This is a genomic window from Mariniphaga sp. (genome assembly GCF_041687215.1).
Taxonomy (GTDB): Bacteria; Bacteroidota; Bacteroidia; order Bacteroidales; family Prolixibacteraceae; genus Mariniphaga.
Genome location: NZ_JAWLCI010000076.1, coordinates 1 through 22673, shown reverse-complemented (window position 1 = coordinate 22673; position 22673 = coordinate 1). Strand labels below are relative to the sequence as shown.

Below are 22673 nucleotides of genomic sequence, written 5' to 3'. Positions count from 1 at the left end.
TTAAAAATCAATCATTGCTTTAATTGCACCGTCTTTGTATCCTGCTACAATGTCGAAGGCGGTGCTGGTTTCATCCAATGTGAAATGGTGCGTAACCATCTTTTCTACATCGGCTTTACCTCTGATGACCAAATCGATGGCTTCTTCCACACAGTGGTTTTGACGGCGTACATTTATAATTGTGAGTTCTTTCCGGCGCATTAAATCCATGTCGAAAGTATATTGTGCTGATGGAGGAATGCCAACCAGTATAAGTTTACCACCGGGTTTCAGAATTTTTATGGCATTGGAAACGGACTCCTGCTCGCCACTTGCTTCAAAAGCCACGTCCACGAGCAGCTCTTCATGTTTTTTCACTTCCTTTTCCACATCCTGCTTTACAGGATTGATAATATACCGAACACCAATTTCCTTAGCTTTTTCCAGGCGGTAATCCAGCGGTTCAATCATGCCCACGTTTTTTATTTCATCGGCCAGCAGTTTCAGTAAAATGCTCAATCCGATGGGACCGGCGCCAAAAATTACGGCTGAGGTTTCTTTCTTTTTAATTTCGGCAAGTTTAACGGAATAAACACCTATGGTAAACGGCTCAATTAAAGCTGCCTGCACTGCATTCATTTTACCAGTTACCGGAATACAGGTAAATGCAGGCATTACAATGTAATCGGAAAGGCAACCTTCTATCTGTCCCGGACAACCCAAAAACTTGTTGTTTCTGCATGTGTGAGGCCGTCCGGAAAGACACTGGTCACAATGACCGCAATGAATAGCAGGATCAACCACAACCAGATCGCCCACTTTTACATTAGTTACTTTTGGTCCAACTTCCACAATGGTGCCCGAACATTCGTGTCCCACAGCAAATGGGTAATCAACCACCTGTGTTCCGATTTTTCCTTCAGAATAATAATGAATATCTGAACCACAAACCCCTATTGAAGCCAATTTTATTTTCACATCGTCTTCGTCAGTAAGAATTGGATTCGGAACTGTGATCATTTTCATTTCACGGATGCCCGTTAAAACAACTTTTTTCATTTTGATTCAATTTAAAGTGGGAAAGATAAAAATTGCATGGCAAAAAATCATCCTGTAATATCCGGCAATTTTTAATCATTTTTACCATATTCTTTTAAAAAAATTTCAAAAGTAATTAACCATTTACATCTGGAACTCAAAATTCAAAAAAAAACTGTCCTTACACTTAAAAAATGTATTTTTTTATCACAGTCTGTTATTCAACTATTTGCAATAAAATTGCCATTCCTTTATTAACACTTATTAATAATTTTTTAATTTTATTTTACTTTGAACACAATTTTGTGTTATATTAGCGATGTTTTAATTCAATGTGAATTGAATGTTATTTGAAACACTACCTTTTCTCTGTTAAACCAATATTTTTCCAGGTCTAACTAAACTAAACTATGAACAATCGGGTTATCGCCACCAATGGTAACCCGTTTTTTTATGCCTTTCCGGAAATATTATGTTTAAAACGAAGGAAGAAGAAAATTCCTGCTGAACCCAGTCCTACAAGGTATCCAAACCATATTCCAATCGGTCCGGCATTTAGCAGAAATGTAAATCCGTAGCTTGTGGGAATGCCAACAAGCATGTATGCGGCAAAGGCCATTAGCATAGGGATTTTCACATCGGCCATGCCACGTAACGTGCTGAGCATAATCACCTGAAGACCGTCGAAAACCTGAAAAATGGCAGCCACTACCAATAGTTGCGAGGCGATTATCACCACATTCGGATCGGTTGTAAAAACAAGGGGCAAATAGTTTCTGGCAAGAACAAATATCAAACCCATTACCGACATGAACAGCAAAACCAAATGGGTGGAAGCAAATGCAGCCATTTTTAGCGATTGAAAATCGTTTTGCCCCAGTTGGTGACTAACCCTAATGGTAGTTGCCTGTGAAATTCCGAGTGAAATCATATAAGTAAAACTTGCCAAACCAATAGCTACCTGATGTGCAGCCAGGGGCGTTTCGCCAAGCCATCCCATCATAATAGCTCCAATACTAAAAGTTAACACCTCAACAATAATCTGAAAACCAATGGGTATGCCAATCTTCAAAACTGAAACAATCCGTTTTTTACTAAACGGTTGTGCGTTGGCAAGCGTAAAATAGTGCCGGAACCGTTGAATTCGAAAAATATAAAACAGAAACATAACCGGCATTATAAGCCGTGAAACCAGCGTTCCAATTCCCGCTCCCAGCAAACCCAATTCAGGAAATCCGAATTTACCAAAAATCAATACATAATTTACGGCTATATTTATTACATTGGAAACCAACGTAATCTGCATGGCAATTTTGGTATTCCCGATTCCTTCAAAAAATTGTTTTACCGAGAAAAACAGCATAAACGGCAGATAAGAGGCACAAAGCAGCAGATAGTACGGACTGGCAAGTTCCAGTACATCGTTTGTCTGGCCTAAATAAGGCAACAGGAAATATACGCCAAACATAACGACTGAAAGTGCCAGGGCCGCTGCGAAATGAGTGAAAATTCCATTTTTTAACCACTTCACTACTTCTTTCGGTTTATTATTCCCAAAAGCTTTTCCAACAAGTGGAGTTAAACCGTAGGTAATGCCCATCCCGAAAAACATACCAATGATGAACACATTGTTGGCAAAAGCCGAAGCGGCAAGTTCAGCAGTACCCACATGGCCAACCATCATATTATCAACCAGCGAAACAGTTACCTGCCCGATTTGCGATAAAACTACCGGAATGGCCAAACGAAGGAGCCGCCTGTAAAATGGTATGTAATGCGCCAAATTCACGGCGCCAAAGATACATTATACAATTAAATGGAGAACCAGAAACTTACTTTCAGCATAAAAGCATTATCCGCTTTTACCTTGTTAATTCCTTTCAGGCTTTCAAAAACGGAAGGTTCGTAAAAACTTTCGTACCGAGACCGGGTTTTCGTCCACACAAAATAAATTGTAGAACCGGTTTTGTACTCCCAACGCGCCACAAAATTGGAACGAAACTCCTGAAAATTAAAATCGAGATTATTGGTGGTAAGATTTAAAACCGGATTAGCCCTTCCATCCTGCAACCAGGTTTCACCATTATCGAGCGTTTCCATAAAAAGAGGAGTGAAACGTTCATCCTGGTCCTTCGATTTTGAATCGGCTACAAACCTAAAATCTGAATATTTCCCCACTGTTGCATACGGATTTCCATAATATTGAAACGACAATTCAGGGGTAACAAAAAATTCGGCCCTGATGGTAGAAGAAATGGTTTTTCGGTCAATTTTTCCAACCAGGTATTTCCTTGAAGAATCTACATTTCGGTAAATGCTGGTAACAAACTGGTTGTAATCTGTTTCAACATCATAATTATTCATGGAGGAAAGTGTAAACCGGCTACCGATTTGCCATTGTATATAAAATATGTATTCGTTGGCATACGAAATATTATTGTCGTTTCGGGTCAATTCTGCACTAAGTCCCAAAGACAAATCTTTGCTTGAATTCGTTTGAAGCCTTATTTCGCCATTGGTTTCACCGTCAATTCGAAGCGATGGGCCACCCCAAAGTTTGCGGGTATCAATTTCGTAAAACGAACGTTCACCAAATAAATCAAGTTTCCAAAGATTAGCAAACTGTAACCGAACATGTCCCATCAATTCATCTCCCAGTTTTTCACCACCGTAGCTGCGGTTATGTTCCTGATCGACTTCAAAATAATAACTTTGCAGAATTCCTTTAGGTTTACTTACCCAATAAACCAAACTCACTTCCTGGTTGATGTAATCGGCCTGCCGAAGGTATCCCAAATCGTTTAGTTCAATGCCCGGAGATCGCCAGTCGAGCGACCCCACCAACCTGAATTTGCCACTTCGCTTTCCACCTCTTAATTCGCCTCCCCAACCCTGAAGACTGGTTAAGTTTTCATTGAATGTCAGATGCGAAGCATCGGGTCGTTGATAATAATGCCGGGAATTTCGCTGCAATGCTGAAATAGACTCTTGACTTCCGTTAACTCTCGAAAAAAAACTTTTTACATCTACAAAATACTTTCTGTTTAGCCAGTTGTGCTGAAAATCGATTCCGCCAACGAGCGAATTATCAGGCAAAAATTCCAGGTGTTCATCTTTAATATTCCGAATCGTGGAAGTTACCATTCCTCCCAATACTGTTTTTCCGTCGTTAAAATCCTGTTTTACCCGGCCAATAAAATAGTTCGAAAAAGGTTCAACAGCTACTTTTCGCTCCTGTTCGTTAAAAGAAATCACTGCATTTTCACGTGCAGTCATACTGTTTATAATTCCCAGTGAAAGCCCGGCATGATTTTTACCAGTAAGTTTCAACGCATTTAATATGGAAGTCTGATTAGGCATTTCAAGAGTTTCATTTTCTCCGTATTCTGGAAAATAAGCAGGAGCTGCACCAATACGGCGCGAATAAAAAAGCAGGTCACTGCCCGATCCGTAATCCAAAATACTGTTTCCTTCCAGGAAAAAAGGTCTTTTTTCGTTGTAAAAAACTTCGTACGATGTGAGGTTTAAAACCGAAGGATCGGCCTCTACCTGCCCAAAATCGGGATTTATGGTATAATCGAGTGTGAAATCGGAAGTTACGCCAATTTTACCGTCGAGCCCAAATCCGGCAGTTGGATTTTTAACTGCCTCCGAAACATACTTTGTTTTGGCGTAAGGTAATAATTCAAAATTTCGCTTGTTGGGAATATCTTTAATACCATGCAATTCACCAAAAATATAAACCATGGCAGGGGCATCCACCGGTATCAGTTTCCACTGGTCTTCCTCTTTCAGTCGGTCAATCCAGCGCCAGATGTGCATTCCCCACACATGTTCCTTTTTGTTGGCATAACGTAACTGGCTGAACGGCACACGCATTTCGGCATACCAGGCTGAATCTCCCACCGAAGCTTTGCCATCCCAAACAGCATCCCAGTTAAAATCCCAGCCATATTCACCCAAATGCATTAAATCCACTTTTTGACCGGCGGCTGTAACATTAAATTCAAAAGCAGTTTGTTTGTCGAAATAACTATCCAGGGCTATTCCTGCCATGTCGCCCATATTTTCGTCACGTCGGCCAAGGATTGAACGTATTTTTTGTGGTTCATTATCATAACATTTAATGGCCATATACAAATAGCTATCATCGTACAATATTTTTATTTCCGTTTCCTGCGACGGTGGTTTGGCCTGATTGGGTTGTTGCTGAATAAAACCTCCCTCCCATTTTCCAACCTGCTGCCAGCAGGCATCATCCAGCCGGCCATCTATTCTGGGTTTCAATTCAGTACGGGTTGCATGATAAACTTTTCGCTGGCTTGCGTGGTAATTTACCAGCGAGTCATCAGATAAATTGTAGTTAAAATTTTGAGCCGTTGTTTGCAGGGCAAATAATAAACTCAATAAAAAGGTTAAGCGTTTGCGATTCATCAAGGTTAAGTTTTATGGCCTAAAAATAACATGATCAAATGAACAAAAAAATAATTTCGTCATTTTTTATAATTTTTGAACATCAATTTCCATGATTCAAATAAAAATTGAAATTTTTATTCCATATTTTACCGTTTTGCAATTATTAACATACATTCATTTGCCGGAAAATACCATAGAACTAATTTCGAAACGGCAAAAATTAGAGAAAAAATCAAGATTAAACAATTTACAAAAAGTAAGGTTATTAATAGTTGTGTTTAAAAAAATTGAAAATTTCAGCAATGAATCACATCAAAAAAATCCTGATAGCCAATCGGGGAGAAATAGCTATTCGTATCATGCGTACATGCCGGGAGATGGAAATCAAATCGGTTGCGGTATTCTCTGAAGCTGACCGTACATCGCAGCATGTAAGATACGCAGATGAGGCCTATTACATTGGCAAAGCTCCTTCGAGCGAAAGCTACCTTAACATTGAAAAAATTATTGAAACGGCTAAATTATGTGGTGCTGAGGCCATCCATCCGGGTTATGGCTTTTTATCGGAAAATGCCCGTTTTGCCAAACGATGCAATGAAGAAGGAATTATTTTTATCGGACCATCGCCGGAAGTAATCGACCAAATGGGCGATAAAATCAAGGCACGCGAAACCATGAAAAAAGCCGGAATTCCGGTAGTTCCGGGAACCGAAGGAAGTGTGAATAACGAAGAAGAAGCCATGAATGCCATAAAAGAAATTGGCTTGCCGGTAATGATAAAAGCTTCGGCAGGTGGTGGCGGCAAAGGAATGCGGCTTGTTCATCACGAAAAAGATATTGTTTCGGCTGTTCGGGCGGCCCGTTCAGAAGCAAAAACAGCTTTTGGCGACGACTCTGTTTATATTGAAAAATACATCACCTCGCCCCACCATATCGAATTTCAGATTTTGGGCGATCAGCACGGAAATGCCGTACACCTTTTCGAACGGGAATGCTCGGTGCAACGTCGTCATCAGAAAATGATAGAAGAAACACCCTCACCGCTGATGACACCTGAATTACGAAACGAAATGGGCCGGGCGGCTGTTGAGGCAGCAAAAGCTGTAAAATATTCAGGAGCAGGAACCATTGAATTTTTGGTTGATGACGATTTAAACTATTATTTTCTTGAAATGAACACCAGACTTCAGGTGGAACATCCCATTACTGAACGTGTTACCGGAATAGATTTGGTTAAACAACAAATTAAAATAGCTGAGGGGCATCCACTTGAAATTCAACAGGAAAAACTCATTCAAAGAGGTCATTCCATTGAATGCCGGATTTACGCCGAAGACCCTGACAATAATTTTATGCCCAGTGCCGGAAAAATTTATAAAATTACCGAACCACTCGGGCTGGGTGTCAGAACCGACGGTTACGTTTACGAAGGGTATGAAATTCCGATTTATTACGATCCCATGATTTCGAAACTCATTGTGTGGGGAGCAAACAGAGACGAAGCCATCAGAAGAATGCGCAGGGCTCTTTATGAATATAAAATTACAGGAGTGAAAACCTCCATTAAATTTTTGGAACGCATAATGAATACACCCGATTTTATTGACGGAAAGTATGACACGCATTTTATTGAAAAAAATCAGGAACGTCTTCTTGCCAAGGATGATTGTGATGATTGTGATGACATAATTGTTATTGCAGCATATATCGATTATCTGGATAAAATAAACAGGATTCAGGAAATAAACCAGGGATTTGCCCCTGCACAAAGCAGGTGGAAAAAAACTCCTTATATCAATCATTTTTAGTTAAAAAATATGGCAGTAGAAATAAAAATAAACGATCGCACAGTATGGGTAAGACTGGTTAAACAAAACGGCAACCTGCTTGAAGTGGACGTTGATGGAAAAATTTATCAGGTTGATTTGCTGCATACCCCCGACGGCACTTTCTCCATTATTGAAAACGGACGCTCATACAATATTGAACTGGTCCCTCAAAACCAACCTAAAAAATATATTGCCCACACGCTTTACAACACGTATAATCTGGAAGTTATTGATGCCGAAACGCGTTATCTTATTAACCGGGGCTCAAATGGACTTTCCAGCAACGAAAAAACCATTTCGTCGCCCATGCCTGGAAAAGTGGTAAAAATACTGGTTAACGAAGGAGATGTAATTCAAAAAGGTGAAAATGCCATTATTATTGCCGCCATGAAAATGGAAAGTGAATATAAGGCGCCTGTTAATGGCATTATTAAAAAAGTAAACGTTAAAGAGGGCGATACCATTGAAGGAAATCAAATACTAATTGAAATAGAATAAATCTGAAATTTTTATGGATTTAAAAGAAAAATACAAACAACTCGATGATTACAATCTGCAAGCCGAGTTGGGAGGAGGAAAAGAACGTATTGAAAAACAGCATAGCGCAGGCAAGAAAACGGCCCGTGAGCGAGTCATTCAATTACTCGACCCGGGTACATTCAACGAAATTGACAAGCTGGTTACCCACCGGAATTACGATTTCGGAATGCAGGAAAAAAAATTTCTTGGCGATGGGGTTGTTGCAGGCTACGGAAAAATAAGCGGTAAAATGGTTTATGTTTTTGCTCAGGATTTTACCGTATTTGGCGGTTCGTTAAGCCGGGCAAATGCCGATAAAATTGTGAAAATTCAGAACATGGCGCTGCAAAACGGAGCACCTGTTATCGGATTGAACGATTCAGGCGGCGCACGTATTCAGGAAGGGGTGGAAAGTCTGGCAGGATATGCCGATATTTTTTACAACAATGTTATTTCGTCAGGTGTCATTCCGCAAATTTCGGCCATTCTTGGTGCTTGTGCCGGCGGAGCGGTTTACTCTCCTGCCCTCACCGATTTTATTTTTATGGTGAATGAAAAAAGTCACATGTTTGTTACCGGGCCCGATGTTATTAAAACTGTAACACACGAAGATGTTACCAAAGAAGAACTGGGTGGCGCACATACCCACAGTTCGAAAAGCGGTGTGGCCCATTTTACCGGCGACGACGAAGAACAAACCCTGATGATGATTCGCGAACTGGTGAGTTTCCTGCCATCGAATAATATGGAAGATCCCCCGGTAAAGTCCACCATCGATCCAACAGACCGAATTGACGAAAAACTGCAGGATTTGGTACCGGCCGACCCGAACAGACCTTACGATATGCACGAAATCATCCAAAGTGTAATTGACAACAAACACTTTTTGGAAGTTCAGCCAAACTATGCCAAAAATATAATTTGCGGCTTTGCACGATTTGGCGGACAACCGGTTGGAATTGTGGCCAATCAGCCTGCACATCTTGCCGGAGTGCTCGACATCAATTCGTCGGCCAAAGCAGCCCGTTTTGTGCGTTTCTGCGATGCGTTCAACATTCCGCTTGTTACATTTGTAGATGTTCCCGGCTTTTTACCCGGAACAGCCCAGGAGTTTGGTGGAATTATTAAACACGGTGCCAAACTGCTTTACGCATTTTCAGAAGCAACTGTGGCAAAAATAACGGTTATTACACGGAAAGCTTACGGAGGTGCTTACGACGTGATGTCGAGCAAACACATTGGCGCCGATGTAAATTTTGCTTACCCCACTGCCGAAATTGCTGTAATGGGGCCCGAAGGTGCCATTAATATTCTTTACCGGAATAAATACAACGACGAAGAAAGGCTGAAAGCAGTGGACGAATACCGCGAAAAGTTTGCCAACCCGTACAAAGCTGCATCATTGGGTTATATTGATGAAATTATTCACCCTAAAGAAACCAGAAAAAAAATAATTGGTGCGCTGGAAATGACACGCAATAAACGAAAAACCAATCCACCAAAAAAACACGGGAATATTCCACTTTAAATTACAAATTTTCAAATATTTGCAGAGATATGCCCTGGTGTATCTCTGCAATCATTAAATTTCGATAACGATTATTACCAATCTCTTTGATAAATAACAATTTATTTCTACTTTTGCGCCTCCAAAAATTAAGATTGTTTAATTTAAAATTAGATGTTTATGTTGAATCAGTACGAAACCGTTTTCATTTGTACTCCCGTTTTATCTGAGCCACAGGTAAAGGAAACGGTAAAAAAATTCAGGGACATCATCACTTCCAACGGAGGTGAAATGGTTCATGAAGAAGACTGGGGAATGAAAAAACTGGCTTACCCCATTCAAAAGAAATCTACCGGCTTTTATCACCTGTTTGAATTTAAGGTCGATTCTGAATTGATCTCCAAACTGGAAATTGAATTCCGCCGCGACGAACGCGTCATTCGTTTTATGACTGTAAAACTCGACAAATATGCTGTTGAGTATAGTGAGAAAAGAAGAAGGCTTCAAAAAGAAAAAACAGAAAAGGAGGCATAACAAATGGCACAAAATTCAAGTGAAATCAGGTATCTGACCCCACCGTCAGTAGAGATTAAAAAGAAAAAATATTGCCGTTTCAAGAAAAACGGAATCAAGTATGTGGATTACAAAGACCCGGAATTTCTGAAAAGGTTCCTCAACGAACAGGGAAAAATTCTACCCCGCCGAATTACCGGAACCTCTTTGAAATACCAGCGCAAAGTTGGTCAGGCAATTAAACGCGCCCGCCAGGTTGCTTTGCTGCCTTACGTAACCGATATGATGAAATAAAAAGGAGGCTTGAAATGGAAATTATTTTAATACAAGATGTTGAAAGACTGGGAAGTAAAGACGATGTTGTAAACGTGAAAGACGGTTTTGCACGTAACTTTCTCATCCCACAGAAAAAAGCCGTTGCTGCAACTTCTTCAGCCAAAAAAGTTTTGGCCGAAAACATTAAGCAGCGTGCTCATAAAGAAACCCGCCTAAGGGAAGAAGCTCAGAAAATTGCCGAAAAACTGGCAAATAAGAAAGTAAAAATTGGAGCTAAGGTAAGCTCGGCAGGTAAAATTTTCGGTTCTGTAAATACCATCCAGGTGGCTGAAGCCATCAACAAAAAAGGATTTGAAATTGACCGCAAACAAATTACGCTGCCCGCAGACAGCATTAAAGAAGTTGGCTCATATATCGCCAAAATTAAACTCTTTAAAGATGTTATTGTTGAACTGGAATTTGATGTAGTGGGAGAATAACCACTTCATTTACAAAATATTAAAATGCCTGGGTTTTCTTATCCGGGCATTTTTTTTCTCAATCAGTAAACAATCAATTCAAAAAACCTGTAAAACCAACACCTTTGTTCTTCTATTTTTTTCCGTTTTTAATATCCAGCAAAGCTTCGTTTGCCCATTCAAACGGGTAAATTTCCACATCAGGATTGAAGGGTATTTCAGCGGTAATCCGCAAAAATTTATGCACATCCTTGTTTGTAACATTTGCCACACTTTTTATCTCTTGTCCATCTACAAAAGGCGCGAGTAATCCAGGCTTTCATATCAGAGTAATTTATTTACCCCTAAAATTAACACAACTCTTTTCTGTTTCAAAGATGAAACCGGAACCAGCTACTTTCGTATCCAATTCAAAACACTGCAATCTTATGCCATCAAAATGAATGATTTATTTGAAATAGAAGTAGAATGTCACGCAGGATACAAGGCCGGGGAATATCCCACGCGCTTTTACTGGGACGATTTCTGTTTCGAAATTGAAGAAATTCTGGACAGGTGGTACCAGGGTGATCTAAATCCTGAATTTTCGCAGGCAAACTATTTCAAGGTGCGCGCCTCAAACCAAAAAATTTATATTCTGAAACATGAAACACAAACAAATAGGTGGTTTTTGTGGATTCGGGATGAGCGAATGGATCTCTGATTGAATAAATTCTTCTTCCTAAAGAAACAAAGCAAAAATGAACAAAGACAACCGGTAATTGCTTCATATTAAAAAGAAATGGCTAAAACATTTAAAATGAATTACAGAAAAATATTTATAACCCTAACGTTATTACTGGTTTGGGATATAATGTTGGCCCAAGCTCCCGACATGTATCCTCCAACCGTTCCCGAACCTGTTGAAAACCCTGTACTTTATATTGCAATTACTGTGGCTGTTATTGCCATTTACTTCATTTACAGGTATTCGCAAAAGAGAAAAAGAAACAAAGAAAAAGACAACAATTAAAAACGTACATTATGAATTGGGAAACAGAAAACAATAAGCTAGTAAAAGAATTTAAATTGGAAAATTTTGAAGACGCAGTGAGTTTTGTCAACCAGATTATGCCGTTGGCAGAAGCTTCAGACCATCACCCGGATGTTTTAATTCATTCCTATAAAAAGGTAAAAGTGATGCTTTTCACCCATTCTGAAGGAAAAATTACAGAAAAGGATTACAACCTGGCCAAACAAATTGATGCAGTTTTTTCAAGCAGATAGAAAATTCTCTAAAACCTGTTAAAACGGTTTTACTTTGCTGCAATGGCCTCTATTTCAACCAAAACCCCAAGAGGCAGGTCTTTTACGGCAAATGCCGCTCTGGCCGGAGGATTTTCAGGGAAAAATTGTCCGTAAACCTCATTCATGGCTTTAAAATTACTGATGTCAGAAAGCAGGCAGGTGCATTTTACCACGTTCGAAAAATCGTAACCGGCAGCTTCGAGAATGGCGCCAATGTTTTTCATTACACGCAGGGTTTGTTCCTGGATTCCGCCTTCCACCACTTTCATGGTTTCGGGGTCGAGCGGAACCTGGCCGGCAACATACAAATTCCCGTTAGCTTCGACAGCCTGGCTGTAAGGCCCCATTGCTTTGGGCGCATTTTCAGTAGAAATAATTCGTTTCATAAATTCCGGATTTTAAAAATTATCGTAATGACTTTGTCGTTTCTGTAATTTCAGGTCTTTCAGCATCGACGATTTGGCATTGATGGTAAAACTGTAACTTTTCATATAACCAAACGGCACAAAGTTAAAGGCCATTGACCAGCAATGCAAATCGCGGTTTACATTGAAAGTAGTAAAAGAAAACTCGCGAGCCACAATGTCGTAGTTGGTGTTGGCACTTATGCGCCATTTATCGGTGAGGTTCAGGTTTCCCCGCAACCCGATGGTTTGTGTAATTCTGCCTTTTTCCGACGGGCGGCGCGGACCTGCATAATTAAAACTGTAATCGAAACCAAAATCCCAGGGAATATTGAAGTCAGTGTAATCGCTGTAATCGCCCGGCAAAACATTTTCCCCTTCAACCAGCTCCCGGTTTTGTTCGGCTTGCTGCTCACCCTTTTTCGAACGGAAATTCATCCCAAACGACAGGTTGGCACGGGTTAGCCGGCCCAGCTTGGCCAGGCCATTTCTTTCGCTCCACACATATTTATGAATTTTCACGCCCTCCTCATTAACCTCGTAGGGATCGAGCACTCCGCCCATATTTATGCTCACACCAGCCACAGTGGTACGTGCTCTCAGGTTAATGGGCGAAAGGTTTAGCGAGTCGGCAATAAGGTTATATGAAGTACCGAGACTCAGGTTATCAATTATTTTTACCTTTTTAAACTTTTGTTCCTCATCAGTTTTTGTTGTATCCTTCACATCCAGCACTTTGGCTTCCAGGTTGTTATTCAGCGAAAATGAAATAGCGCCCGAAGCTCCGCGGCCAGGCGACCCTCCATAAATTCCCCCGTCGTTCACATCAAAATAACGAACACTGCCGGTAGTGTCAACCTGAACTTCCTGCCAGTAACCATACCTTTCGGCACCAAAATCGGGTCGATAGCTAAAACTCATCGAAGGAGTCATTTTATGACGAATTCCCCTGATTTTTGAATTTGGATTCATGGGTAAAAACATTCCGTAGATATTGGTAGAGGCACTCACGCTGTATGAATAATCGTACACCCGGTTCAGCCCCGAAATGGTATCTATCTGAACTGATTTCGGAATACTGCCGGGGTTATTAAAATCTCCGCCTTCCACATAAGAATATTCATACTTTTTAAAATACCATTTTTCATTATAACTGAATCCCGGACTGAAATTTATGTGATTCAATAAATTAAAACTGGGAAGTGAAATGGGAATATTGTGCCGGACCCCGTTCTTCCAGTCGCGGGCAAACGACTTCTGTAAAATTTCAGATTCGTGAGCTGTAATTGAATTCCTGAGATTACCTGTATAATTTACTCCGAATTTTTCATACCACTTTAATGCACCCGACCTAACCTTTTTCCGTAACGGATAAATTTTCCCCATGCTGAATGTCATTTCCGGCAGCGACAAAGTAAGTGAAGTGTCTGCTGAATTTTGCGAATGCCGCAGATTCACCGACAAGTTGTAGGGTGTATTTTCAAACTTTTTTGAAAAAGAGATGCTCGATGATTTCTGACTTCGAAGGTAATTTTCAGCCGAAATGGAATTTTGCTTATCGTACCCGCTGGTAGAAAAATTTACGCTGGCAGAAAACGTCTGGTTCGGATTGGCTTTGGCATCCTGGCTGTGGCTCCAGGTAACGGCAAACTGAGGCGAGCGGGTATAGGTATCCTGACCTCTTTCGCCGTAAACATTTACATTATACCGAAAATCGAATCCGCCATTGTATTTATACCGTTTCCGGTAATTGGTATGCAGTTTTGTAGCCCACGACCCTCTGGAATAAATATCGCCCCTTACCGCCAAATCGAAATATTCGCTGGCAGCCCAGTAATATCCGCCATCGCGCAGGAAAAAACCACGGTTATTTTCTTCACCGTACATGGGTACCAAAATACCCGACGAATAGGTTGGTGTATTCGGAAAATATCCAAACGGCAGAATGGGAAAATAAATGGGGAAATCTTCCAGTACCATGTAGGCCGGACCGGTAATAATTTTATTGTTTGAAATTACCTTTGCTTTAGTCAGATGAAGGTAAAAGTGAGGATGATCGGCATCGCAGGTGGTATATTTACCATCTTTTAAAACAAAAGCATCGCGCGATATTTTCTTGGTTCGCTGGCTATGCACAAAACCTTCTCCCTGTTCTGTAACTACATCGGTAATAATTCCTTTTTCAGTTTCAAAATTGTAGCGCAATATTTTCGATTCAAACTCTTCACGCCCGTCTTTAAAAATTGGTTTTTGAATCAGTGTACCTGTTGAATCCTGGATTCCTTCTGCATAAACCTCTTTGGTTTCCAGGTCGAGTTCAATAAAATAAGCCGTGAGCTCAATTTGCTGATAAGTTACCCGGGCATTGTTATATAAATAAACTTTTTGCCCGTCGAATGAACCAATAATGGAATCTTCTGCGTTGTAATCAATGGGAGCTTCAATTACCGGAGGTTTTTCGCGGCGAATTGAATCTGGCCGTCCAACCGGAATTGTATCGGTTAAAAGAGTGTCGGCACCAAACTGGTAATTGTAAAGTGAATCGCGCGTAGCAGCAGATATATTAGTGGTATCAAGAAAAGAAACATCGGGCCGGTAAAGCCTGCGTTCTGTTTCCTGGCCAAAAATTAACAGGGGAAATAGAGCTAAAAAGTATGTTATTAATAGTTTGTACAAAATGTTTTCTGCCTTTAAAAACTAAACCTGCTGGCTTGACGTGCAAAAATAAAAATAAGGGTTATACCAGCGCCCTAATAAATGCAAAATAATACTAATATTTCTATTTTTGTTTCCGAAACAGAAAACGACATGAATAACAGACAACAATACATTTGGATTCTTTTTCTTTTAACAGGTTTCTGGATTTCAGGTAATTCATCTGAAAAGACAACCCAGCAGGTACCCGGTTCTTCCATAAAAACCATTGTTATAGACCCGGGGCATGGGGGGAAGGATCCCGGAGCTGTTTACGGTAAAGCCCGCGAAAAGGAGATTGTTCTGGATATTTCCCTGAAACTGGGAAACTACATCAAAAATGCTTTTCCTGAGGTTCAGGTGATCTACACCCGCGATCGTGATGTTTTTGTGCCCCTGTTTCAGCGGGCTGCCATAGCCAATAAAAACGATGCCGATTTGTTTATCTCCATTCACGTTAATGCTGTTGAACGCGGAGTAGTGCAGGGAACCGAAACTTACATTCTGGGACAACACCGCACAAAAGACAATCTGGAAGTTGCAAAAAAAGAAAATGCCGTAATTCTGCTCGAAGACGATTACCACATTACCTACGAAGGGTTTGACCCAAATTCTCCGGAATCATACATCATGTTCGAACTTGTGCAGGACGAATACCTGGAGCAAAGTGCCATGCTGGCCTCGGCAGTGCAGGATCAGTTCAGGGAACGGGTAAAACGTATGGACAGAAGCGTAAAACAAGCCGGGTTTTTGGTACTCCGCCAAACAGCCATGCCGGGAATTTTAGTTGAAACCGGCTTTTTAAACCATCCGGCCGAACGCGAATTCCTTATGAGTGAATCGGGCCGCGATTACCTGGCTTCAGCAATTTTCAGAGCTGTCAGAGATTATAAAAAAAAGGTGGATGCACGAAGCAGTTTTAACCTGGTAACCGAATCCATTTCCGAAGAATCACGTGCGTCTTCAGTTAGCTACTCCACTGAAATAAATGGCACACCACAAACTGCAAACAACATCTTTTTCTCCGTTCAAATTGCCTCGTTAATGAATCCTGTAGAAATTAATCCGGCAAATTTTAAAGGAGAAAACGAAATTTTTATGCAAAACCAGGGGCATGTTTACCGTTATTTTTATGGAAAATTTAATTCAGTTCAGCAAGCAAGAAAAGAACAAAAAAGACTGCAAAGTAAATTTAAAGGGGCGTTTGTGGTAGCGTTTGAAAACAACGAACTGGTACCGGTTGAAACTGCTGTTCAAAAAATGTAAATCTGTTTTTTCTTTAAGAATTGAGGTAATTCAGGCAGGAAATCCCTAATTTTACCTGTCAGTTTTTCATTTAAAATCTATTTGATAATGAAAGTATCAAAATATACCAAACTTGGAATTTTAATAGTGGTATCAATAACTATCCTCATTTGGGGCCTTAGTTACCTGAAAGGCAACGACATATTTAAAAAAAGTGATGATTACCATGTAATATACAGCCGGATAGAAGGACTTTCGGCATCAAACGATGTTATGCTGAGTGGATATAAAATCGGGCAGGTTAAAGACATCAAATTTCTGCCAGACCACAGCGGAAGGTTATTGGTAACTTTCTCCATAGACTCTGACGTAAAATTACCGGTAAACACTGTTGCACAAATTATTAGCAGCGATTTGATGGGAACTAGGGTGATAAAAATTAACCTGGGCAGCGGCAAAGAATTTTATGCAAACAACGATACAATACCGGGCGATGTGGAAAGCGACCTGAAAGAACAGGTAAGTATGCAGGTGCTTCCCATAAAAAACAAAGCCGAAGAACTTTTGGGAACACTCGACTCGGCAATCACTGTTCTAACGGTAATTTTCAATGAAGATGCCCGGAAAAATCTTTCTGAAAGTTTTGAAAACATTAACCAAACCATTTTTAACATTGAAAAAGCAACTGCTGATTTGCAGGAAGTTGTTGCCTCCAATAAAGAGAGTGTTTCACAAATTATTACCAATCTCGATACCATTACAACAACCTTCAGTAACAGCTCTGAAGATTTTGAGAAAACATTGCAAAACCTTGCAGCGCTGAGTGATACTCTGGCTCATTTACCTGTTTCACCTATGTTGCAGAATATTTTTGATGCCACAGAAAAAATTAATGGGGTGCTTGCAAAACTAGAAAGTACTGACAACACAGCAGGCATGCTGCTAAACGACCATCAGCTATACGCAAACATTAACCTGCTGGCCGATAACCTGAACCTGCTGCTGAACGACATCAGGGTAAATCCTGAACGCTACCTCAACTTTTCAGCTGTTGACCTTGGCCGAAAAGTATATGTAAATGCAACCGGAGAAGGAGCCGGAGACATCATCTTTAAAGTACACCTTATTTCCAGCGAAAACCAGGTGTCAATCGAGTCTGAACGTTTTAAAGATTTGGGTGAGATTGAGGAATTTGAAGCCAGCGGCGCCTACAGTTACCTGGTGGGCTCAACCGGTTCGTTCACCGAAATTGTTGAATTGCATGAAAAAGCAATGAAGAAATTTCCCGATGCTACCATTGTGGCTTTCAAAAACGGACGGTTAATAAAATTGGAAAGAGCACTAAAATCGCTCCGGTAATTAACTGATACATGTTAATAGTAAAGCTTATGAAAAACTCAAGCCTATCACTACCTACCAGTTAGCCCATTACTAATCAAAATGTTAAGAATAACTATCTGAAATAGAAGTAATTAATAAAAATAAAAAAAATAAAATTTTTAACATGCTCAAATAGAAACCGATAAACAATTTTCAAGAAAATCAAGAGATCAGAGATTTTTTTTTTAACTTTTTTTTCGCAATTTTTGTTTTCGGGAATTAAAAAAAGGAATTTAATAAAACCTCAATAATCCGGCTAGTATAAATGAACAGCGAACATCAAACTGCGTGGGAAAAATGCCTCGACATTATCAGAGATAATGTACCGGGAAGCAGTTACAAAACATGGTTTGAACCCATAAAGCCCATAAAAATCGAAAACAAAGTACTTACAATACAGGTACCGAGTGCATTTTTTTATGAATACCTTGAGGAACAGTTTATTGATATTCTGCGAAAAACTCTTCGTATAGTTCTGGGTAATGGCGCAAAGCTGGAATACAACGTGGTTATGAGTCATGGCAACGGAAATGAACAGGATAGCAACGGGACACCCTTCACGGTGAGCTATCCGACCAACAACAACACAAAAATTCAAAACAAACCGCTTTCCCTGCCGCTTAGGGCCGATGAAAAAAAATCAATTAAAAATCCGTTTATCATTCCCGGCATCCAGAAACTGCAAATTGATCCGCAACTTAAACCCGACAATACATTTGATAATTTTGTTGAAGGAGATTGCAACCGGTTGGCCAGGAGTGCAGGTTTTGCCGTGGCAAGAAATCCCGGAGGCACAGCATTTAATCCATTGATGGTTTATGGAAACTCGGGGCTGGGAAAAACCCACCTTGCACAGGCCATTGGCATTGAAGTTAAAGAGCAGATGCCCGATAAAGTAGTACTTTACGTGAATGCCAACAAGTTTCAAACGCAATTTACCGAAGCCACACGAAACAACAACCGGAACGACTTTTTGCACTTCTATCAAATGATTGACGTGCTGATACTTGACGATGTACAGGAATTTGCCGGAAAAGAAAAAACGCAGGAAACCTTTTTCCATATTTTCAATCATCTGCATCAAACCGGCAAACAATTGATTTTAACTTCAGACAAACCGCCCATCGAACTTAAAGGGATGGAACAACGCCTTTTGTCGAGGTTTAAATGGGGACTTACGGCCGATTTGCAAACTCCTGATTTTGAAACCCGGATGGAAATCCTTCGCCGGAAAATTTATAAAGACGGCATTGAACTTACAGATGAGGTACTGGAATACATTGCTTCCCACGTAACCAACAACGTGCGTGAATTGGAAGGAGCACTGGTTTCGCTGCTTGCACAATCGATGCTTAACAAACGGGAAATTACCCTCGACCTTACTGCCAAGCTCATTAATAAGCTGGTAAAAAACTCGAGAAGGGAACTTTCCATCGAATACATTTCCAAAGTGGTTTGCGATTATTTTAATATGTCGGTAGAATCGCTTCAGACCAAAACACGGAAACGCGAAATTGTTCAGGCCCGGCAAATTACCATGTATTTTTCCAAAACGCTTACCAAATATTCGCTTGCAAGCATAGGAGCACAAATTGGAAATAAAGACCATGCAACCGTGCTTCACGCGTGTAAAACGGTAAACAACCTGAAGGACACCGATAAAAACTTCAGGCAGTATGTGGAAGATATCGAGAAAAAACTTACCATGTAAAAAATACTTTGAAACCAGGTTATTGCCTGGTTTTATTTTTTCAAATGAAATGATATCTGAACCATGATATTCCTTGCATCAAGCATTGTTTCATCCACGGCTATTTACGTTATTTTCAGGTGGGCAAAAAACTATTCCTGCCGGTTAAAACCACTCATTACCATCAATTACCTCACCGCTACTTTACTGGGATTCGGATTTCTGCTCCAATTCAATTTCAAACCGTTTCTGCACTTCACCAACTGGATGCCTTATGCAATTAGCCTTGGCGTACTGTACATTATCATGTTTTTTCTCATCGGACTTTCCTCGCAAAAAGCAGGAATAACCGTAACAACTCTGGCAAATAAACTTTCGCTTGTTTTCCCGGTATTCTTTTCGCTGTTTTGGTTTAACGAAACAGTAACAACATGGAAATATATCGGTTTGATTACGGCTGTTTTAGCGGTTCTGCTCACCCTTTACAAAAAAAATATCCGCAAAACCAACCTGCTGTGGTTTATCCTTCCGCTGGTCATTTTTATTGGAAGCGGAATTATCGATTCGCTGGTTAAACTGATTCAGGCATCTCAAATAACCGATTCACAAATAGCATCATTCTCAACTTTTGTATTTTTCGTAGCGTTTATTTGTGGTGTTTTTGTTTCATTTTCAAAGAAAGAAACTACAACCAATCTGTTTCACGCCCCTACCCTTTTGCTTGGAACCCTGCTCGGAATTGCCAATTTTGGTTCACTCTATTTTATACTGAATGCATTAAACAAAAGCAGGCTCGAAAGCTCACTGGTTTTTGCCCTGAATAACATGCTCATTGTTGCCCTTTCAGCCACCATTGGATTTTTTATATTTAAGGAAAAAATGAACCGGATTAATGTTGCTGGTTTAATCCTGGCATTTATCAGCCTGTACATTCTGTTGTGATGGATACATATAAAACCATAAAAGAAAAAAGCGAAGGCCTGTTTAAAGACAAGGGAAGCAAATTTATAGCTTACGCTTTTCCTGTTGAAACCGAAGAAGAAATAAAGGAATTGCTGACCCAGCTAAAAAAGGAGCACCACAGTGCCCGCCACCATTGTTATGCCTGGCGATTGGGAACCGAGGAAATTACTTTCAGGGCAAACGACGATGGCGAACCTTCATCAACCGCAGGAAAACCCATTTTAGGCCAGTTGCTTAGTTTTGAACTCACAAACACACTTATAATAGTTGTCAGGTATTTTGGAGGAACTTTGTTAGGCACCAGCGGATTGATAAATGCTTACCGCACTGCAGCAGCCGAAGCCATAAAAAATGCAAAAATTGAAACCCGTATAATCGAGGAAAAATTCACCCTAAAATTTACCTACAAGGAAATGAAGGAGGTGATGCAAATTATTAAGCAGGAAAACCTGAATATTACTGACACTCGTTTTGAACTGGATTGCGAACTCGATTTTTTGGTTCGGAAATCAGATGCCGGCAGAATAGAAGAAATTTTTCAGCAATTTTATGGCGTAGAAATTATTAATCAGGTAAAAAATTAACCTGTTAATAAAATGGTGAAAAAAACAAAGGTTAATATCAGTTCATTTTTATGAATCGTTTTACTTTTGATGCATGATGAAACGCCAACAATTCCATCACCAAAGTTATTGCGGCAGCAGCGGTTGCCGGAAAACAAAAATTCCTTATTCCCGGCGTTTTTTCAGACCAGTATTTAAATGCTACAACACCAGTTTCAGAAAAAAAGCTTCTATGCTTTTTCTGGCAACAGAAAGCCAATATTTTAGTTTTTTAAAATATTGGCTTTTTTTTAACCAAAAAATTTTGACATTCAATACTATAATACAATGAAACGAGACTTAATTTCCATTACCGATTATTCGAAGGAAGAATACCTGAAAATAATGAGCCTTGCGGCCGAATTTGAAGCCAATCCAAATCAGGATTTATTGCAGGGGAAGGTAGTTGCTTCCCTTTTTTTTGAACCGTCAACACGAACCCGCCTGAGTTTTGAAACGGCAATCAGCCGCCTTGGAGGCCGGATTATCGGATTTGCCGACCCCGGTAGTTCCAGTACATCCAAAGGAGAAACCCTTCACGATTCCATTAAAATGGTAAGTAACTATGCCGACCTGATTGTTATGCGACATCCGCTGGAAGGAGCAGCACGGTATGCCGCCGAAGTTTCTCCCGTTCCGGTAATAAATGCCGGCGATGGCGCCAATCAGCACCCCACCCAGACACTGCTCGATATGTATTCCATTGTAAAAACACAGGGAACACTCGATAATCTGAACATTTTTATGGTGGGAGACCTGAAATACGGAAGAACAGTACATTCGCTGCTGATGGCCATGTCGGAATTTGAAAATCCTATTTTCAATTTTATTGCGCCTCCTGAATTGCAAATGCCACAGGAATACAAAATGTATCTTCGCGATAAAGGTATTCGCTTTTTCGAACATCGCGAATTCACCGACATCATAAGCGAGGCAGACATCATTTACATGACACGCGTGCAGAAAGAACGGTTTTCTGACCCCATGGAATATGAACAGGTAAAAAACGTGTACATCCTGCGAAATGCCATGCTCGAAAAAACCAAACCAAACCTAAAAATTCTGCATCCGCTGCCCCGTGTTAACGAAATTCACAGCGACGTGGACAAAAACGAAAAAGCCTACTACTTTACACAGGCACGCAACGGAGTTTTTACGCGTGAAGCTATTATTTCACATATCATGAATCTTAAATAAAAAGCCATGAACGACGATAAAAAAAAGAAACTCAAATTAAAAGTGAGTGCCATTAAAGAAGGCACGGTAATAGACCATATTCCTGCCCTGAACCTGTTTAAAGTTATTTCCATTTTAGGGCTCGACAAAATTGAAAACCAGATAACTTTTGGGACCAACCTCGAAAGTGAAAGACTGGGCAGCAAAGCCATTATAAAGGTTACCGATAAATTTTTTGAAGATGACGAAATCAATAAAATTGCATTGATTGCGCCGCATGCCAAACTGAACATCATTCGCGATTACGAGGTTGTGGAGAAAAAGGTGGTGGAAATTCCAAAAGAAATTACTGGAATAGTGAAGTGCTTCAATCCGAAGTGTATCACTAACAACGAAACCATTACCACACGGTTTAAAGTGGTGGATACCTCGCCCATTGCATTGCGTTGCCGTTACTGTGAAAAACATACCGTTGGCGAACAGATTAAAATGGTATAAAAAATCTAACCGAAATTGCGCTGTCAGAATCGTTTTTTTATATATTTGCACCGCTTATTTGAACAGGTTTTCTTTATCAGAAAGCAGTTCGAAACGTTCTTTCAGCAAATGCCCAGTTGGCGGAATTGGTAGACGCGCTAGTTTCAGGGACTAGTGTCCGCATGGACGTGAAGGTTCGAGTCCTTTACTGGGCACGTTT

General features: G+C 40.3%; 22 protein-coding genes and 1 tRNA gene. 17 read left to right on the top strand and 6 right to left on the bottom strand.

Annotated elements, in window-relative coordinates; genetic code table 11:
- The 3 genes from ACESMA_RS19015 to ACESMA_RS19005 all read right to left on the bottom strand — a co-directional run bounded on the left by ACESMA_RS19015 (position 1) and on the right by ACESMA_RS19005 (position 5451).
- Positions 1 to 1038 carry a zinc-dependent alcohol dehydrogenase gene (locus tag ACESMA_RS19015; RefSeq protein ID WP_372950451.1) on the bottom strand — a complete coding sequence of 346 codons (1038 nt, stop codon included), beginning with the start codon at positions 1036 to 1038 and terminating at the stop codon, positions 1 to 3.
- Between the two features lie 430 nt (positions 1039 to 1468).
- Positions 1469 to 2800, bottom strand: coding sequence for an MATE family efflux transporter (locus tag ACESMA_RS19010; RefSeq protein ID WP_372950450.1), 1332 nt, complete (start codon positions 2798 to 2800; stop codon positions 1469 to 1471).
- Between the two features lie 29 nt (positions 2801 to 2829).
- Positions 2830 to 5451 (bottom strand): DUF5916 domain-containing protein, encoded by a 2622-nt coding sequence (locus ACESMA_RS19005; RefSeq protein WP_372950449.1) that lies wholly within the window; start codon positions 5449 to 5451, stop codon positions 2830 to 2832.
- Positions 5452 to 5735: 284 nt separating this feature from the next.
- Here ACESMA_RS19005 and accC point away from each other — a divergent pair, with 284 nt between their 5' ends.
- The 6 genes from accC (at position 5736) to rplI (ending at position 10556) form a co-directional block, all read left to right on the top strand.
- Entirely contained in the window at positions 5736 to 7241 is a 1506-nt protein-coding gene (gene accC / locus ACESMA_RS19000; protein WP_372950448.1) for an acetyl-CoA carboxylase biotin carboxylase subunit, read from the top strand.
- A 9-nt stretch (positions 7242 to 7250) separates the two neighbouring features.
- Positions 7251 to 7760, top strand: coding sequence for a biotin/lipoyl-containing protein (locus ACESMA_RS18995; RefSeq protein WP_372950447.1), 510 nt, complete (start codon positions 7251 to 7253; stop codon positions 7758 to 7760).
- 13 nt (positions 7761 to 7773) lie between these two features.
- Complete coding sequence (locus ACESMA_RS18990; protein WP_372950446.1) at positions 7774 to 9309, top strand: acyl-CoA carboxylase subunit beta; 1536 nt, start codon at positions 7774 to 7776, stop codon at positions 9307 to 9309.
- Between the two features lie 159 nt (positions 9310 to 9468).
- Positions 9469 to 9822 (top strand): 30S ribosomal protein S6, encoded by a 354-nt coding sequence (rpsF, locus tag ACESMA_RS18985; RefSeq protein ID WP_372950445.1) that lies wholly within the window; start codon positions 9469 to 9471, stop codon positions 9820 to 9822.
- Between the two features lie 3 nt (positions 9823 to 9825).
- Complete coding sequence (rpsR, locus tag ACESMA_RS18980; protein ID WP_372950444.1) at positions 9826 to 10095, top strand: 30S ribosomal protein S18; 270 nt, start codon at positions 9826 to 9828, stop codon at positions 10093 to 10095.
- 14 nt (positions 10096 to 10109) lie between these two features.
- Entirely contained in the window at positions 10110 to 10556 is a 447-nt protein-coding gene (gene rplI, locus ACESMA_RS18975; protein WP_372950443.1) for a 50S ribosomal protein L9, read from the top strand.
- A 112-nt stretch (positions 10557 to 10668) separates the two neighbouring features.
- Here the strand turns inward: rplI and ACESMA_RS18970 are convergent, their stop codons facing one another.
- Positions 10669 to 10806 (bottom strand): hypothetical protein, encoded by a 138-nt coding sequence (locus ACESMA_RS18970; protein ID WP_372950442.1) that lies wholly within the window; start codon positions 10804 to 10806, stop codon positions 10669 to 10671.
- A 168-nt stretch (positions 10807 to 10974) separates the two neighbouring features.
- On the opposite strand from ACESMA_RS18970, the gene ACESMA_RS18965 reads away from it, so the two are divergent.
- The 3 genes from ACESMA_RS18965 to ACESMA_RS18955 all read left to right on the top strand — a co-directional run bounded on the left by ACESMA_RS18965 (position 10975) and on the right by ACESMA_RS18955 (position 11801).
- Positions 10975 to 11238, top strand: coding sequence for a cytoplasmic protein (locus ACESMA_RS18965; RefSeq protein WP_372950441.1), 264 nt, complete (start codon positions 10975 to 10977; stop codon positions 11236 to 11238).
- A gap of 96 nt (positions 11239 to 11334) precedes the next feature.
- Positions 11335 to 11547 (top strand): hypothetical protein, encoded by a 213-nt coding sequence (locus ACESMA_RS18960; RefSeq protein ID WP_372950440.1) that lies wholly within the window; start codon positions 11335 to 11337, stop codon positions 11545 to 11547.
- A gap of 11 nt (positions 11548 to 11558) precedes the next feature.
- Positions 11559 to 11801: a 4a-hydroxytetrahydrobiopterin dehydratase gene (locus ACESMA_RS18955; protein WP_372950439.1), complete on the top strand. Its 243-nt coding sequence runs from the start codon at positions 11559 to 11561 to the stop codon at positions 11799 to 11801.
- Positions 11802 to 11830: 29 nt separating this feature from the next.
- On the opposite strand, the gene ACESMA_RS18950 is transcribed toward ACESMA_RS18955, so the two are convergent.
- Both ACESMA_RS18950 and ACESMA_RS18945 read right to left on the bottom strand, forming a co-directional pair.
- The gene (locus ACESMA_RS18950) at positions 11831 to 12208 is read right to left on the bottom strand and encodes a RidA family protein (protein WP_372950438.1); all 378 of its coding nucleotides are present in this window, start codon (positions 12206 to 12208) and stop codon (positions 11831 to 11833) included.
- 12 nt (positions 12209 to 12220) lie between these two features.
- Entirely contained in the window at positions 12221 to 14902 is a 2682-nt protein-coding gene (locus ACESMA_RS18945; RefSeq protein WP_372950437.1) for a putative LPS assembly protein LptD, read from the bottom strand.
- Between the two features lie 132 nt (positions 14903 to 15034).
- Here ACESMA_RS18945 and ACESMA_RS18940 point away from each other — a divergent pair, with 132 nt between their 5' ends.
- From ACESMA_RS18940 to ACESMA_RS18905, 8 genes are all read left to right on the top strand, one after another.
- The gene (locus ACESMA_RS18940; RefSeq protein ID WP_372950436.1) at positions 15035 to 16186 is read left to right on the top strand and encodes an N-acetylmuramoyl-L-alanine amidase; all 1152 of its coding nucleotides are present in this window, start codon (positions 15035 to 15037) and stop codon (positions 16184 to 16186) included.
- An 87-nt stretch (positions 16187 to 16273) separates the two neighbouring features.
- Positions 16274 to 17524 (top strand): MlaD family protein, encoded by a 1251-nt coding sequence (locus ACESMA_RS18935; RefSeq protein WP_372950435.1) that lies wholly within the window; start codon positions 16274 to 16276, stop codon positions 17522 to 17524.
- A gap of 286 nt (positions 17525 to 17810) precedes the next feature.
- Positions 17811 to 19256 (top strand): chromosomal replication initiator protein DnaA, encoded by a 1446-nt coding sequence (gene dnaA / locus ACESMA_RS18930; protein ID WP_372950434.1) that lies wholly within the window; start codon positions 17811 to 17813, stop codon positions 19254 to 19256.
- A 63-nt stretch (positions 19257 to 19319) separates the two neighbouring features.
- Positions 19320 to 20177, top strand: a complete 858-nt coding sequence (locus ACESMA_RS18925; protein ID WP_372950433.1) for a hypothetical protein — start codon at positions 19320 to 19322, stop codon at positions 20175 to 20177.
- On the top strand, positions 20177 to 20782 hold the full coding sequence (locus tag ACESMA_RS18920) for a YigZ family protein (protein ID WP_372950432.1): 606 nt from the start codon (positions 20177 to 20179) through the stop codon (positions 20780 to 20782). The genes ACESMA_RS18925 and ACESMA_RS18920 overlap by 1 nt, the downstream gene beginning before the upstream one ends.
- Positions 20783 to 21088: 306 nt before the next feature.
- A complete protein-coding gene (pyrB, locus tag ACESMA_RS18915; protein ID WP_372950431.1) occupies positions 21089 to 21997 on the top strand; it encodes an aspartate carbamoyltransferase in 909 nt (302 codons plus the stop codon).
- 6 nt (positions 21998 to 22003) lie between these two features.
- Complete coding sequence (gene pyrI, locus ACESMA_RS18910; RefSeq protein WP_372950430.1) at positions 22004 to 22474, top strand: aspartate carbamoyltransferase regulatory subunit; 471 nt, start codon at positions 22004 to 22006, stop codon at positions 22472 to 22474.
- Positions 22475 to 22584: 110 nt separating this feature from the next.
- Positions 22585 to 22668 (top strand) — tRNA-Leu (locus ACESMA_RS18905).
- Positions 22669 to 22673 lie beyond the last annotated feature (5 nt).

What these genes read in the sequence shown, in the direction of transcription:
- ACESMA_RS19015 (WP_372950451.1), bottom strand. Translation starts at nt 1,038, where the DNA reads ATGAAAAAAGTTGTTTTAACGGGCATCCGTGAAATGAAAATGATCACA.
- ACESMA_RS19005 (WP_372950449.1), bottom strand. Translation starts at nt 5,451, where the DNA reads ATGAATCGCAAACGCTTAACCTTTTTATTGAGTTTATTATTTGCCCTG.
- accC (WP_372950448.1), top strand. Translation starts at nt 5,736, where the DNA reads ATGAATCACATCAAAAAAATCCTGATAGCCAATCGGGGAGAAATAGCT.
- ACESMA_RS18995 (WP_372950447.1), top strand. Translation starts at nt 7,251, where the DNA reads ATGGCAGTAGAAATAAAAATAAACGATCGCACAGTATGGGTAAGACTG.
- ACESMA_RS18990 (WP_372950446.1), top strand. Translation starts at nt 7,774, where the DNA reads ATGGATTTAAAAGAAAAATACAAACAACTCGATGATTACAATCTGCAA.
- rpsF (WP_372950445.1), top strand. Translation starts at nt 9,469, where the DNA reads ATGTTGAATCAGTACGAAACCGTTTTCATTTGTACTCCCGTTTTATCT.
- rpsR (WP_372950444.1), top strand. Translation starts at nt 9,826, where the DNA reads ATGGCACAAAATTCAAGTGAAATCAGGTATCTGACCCCACCGTCAGTA.
- rplI (WP_372950443.1), top strand. Translation starts at nt 10,110, where the DNA reads ATGGAAATTATTTTAATACAAGATGTTGAAAGACTGGGAAGTAAAGAC.
- ACESMA_RS18965 (WP_372950441.1), top strand. Translation starts at nt 10,975, where the DNA reads ATGAATGATTTATTTGAAATAGAAGTAGAATGTCACGCAGGATACAAG.
- ACESMA_RS18960 (WP_372950440.1), top strand. Translation starts at nt 11,335, where the DNA reads ATGAATTACAGAAAAATATTTATAACCCTAACGTTATTACTGGTTTGG.
- ACESMA_RS18955 (WP_372950439.1), top strand. Translation starts at nt 11,559, where the DNA reads ATGAATTGGGAAACAGAAAACAATAAGCTAGTAAAAGAATTTAAATTG.
- ACESMA_RS18950 (WP_372950438.1), bottom strand. Translation starts at nt 12,208, where the DNA reads ATGAAACGAATTATTTCTACTGAAAATGCGCCCAAAGCAATGGGGCCT.
- ACESMA_RS18940 (WP_372950436.1), top strand. Translation starts at nt 15,035, where the DNA reads ATGAATAACAGACAACAATACATTTGGATTCTTTTTCTTTTAACAGGT.
- ACESMA_RS18935 (WP_372950435.1), top strand. Translation starts at nt 16,274, where the DNA reads ATGAAAGTATCAAAATATACCAAACTTGGAATTTTAATAGTGGTATCA.
- dnaA (WP_372950434.1), top strand. Translation starts at nt 17,811, where the DNA reads ATGAACAGCGAACATCAAACTGCGTGGGAAAAATGCCTCGACATTATC.
- ACESMA_RS18925 (WP_372950433.1), top strand. Translation starts at nt 19,320, where the DNA reads ATGATATTCCTTGCATCAAGCATTGTTTCATCCACGGCTATTTACGTT.
- ACESMA_RS18920 (WP_372950432.1), top strand. Translation starts at nt 20,177, where the DNA reads ATGGATACATATAAAACCATAAAAGAAAAAAGCGAAGGCCTGTTTAAA.
- pyrB (WP_372950431.1), top strand. Translation starts at nt 21,089, where the DNA reads ATGAAACGAGACTTAATTTCCATTACCGATTATTCGAAGGAAGAATAC.
- pyrI (WP_372950430.1), top strand. Translation starts at nt 22,004, where the DNA reads ATGAACGACGATAAAAAAAAGAAACTCAAATTAAAAGTGAGTGCCATT.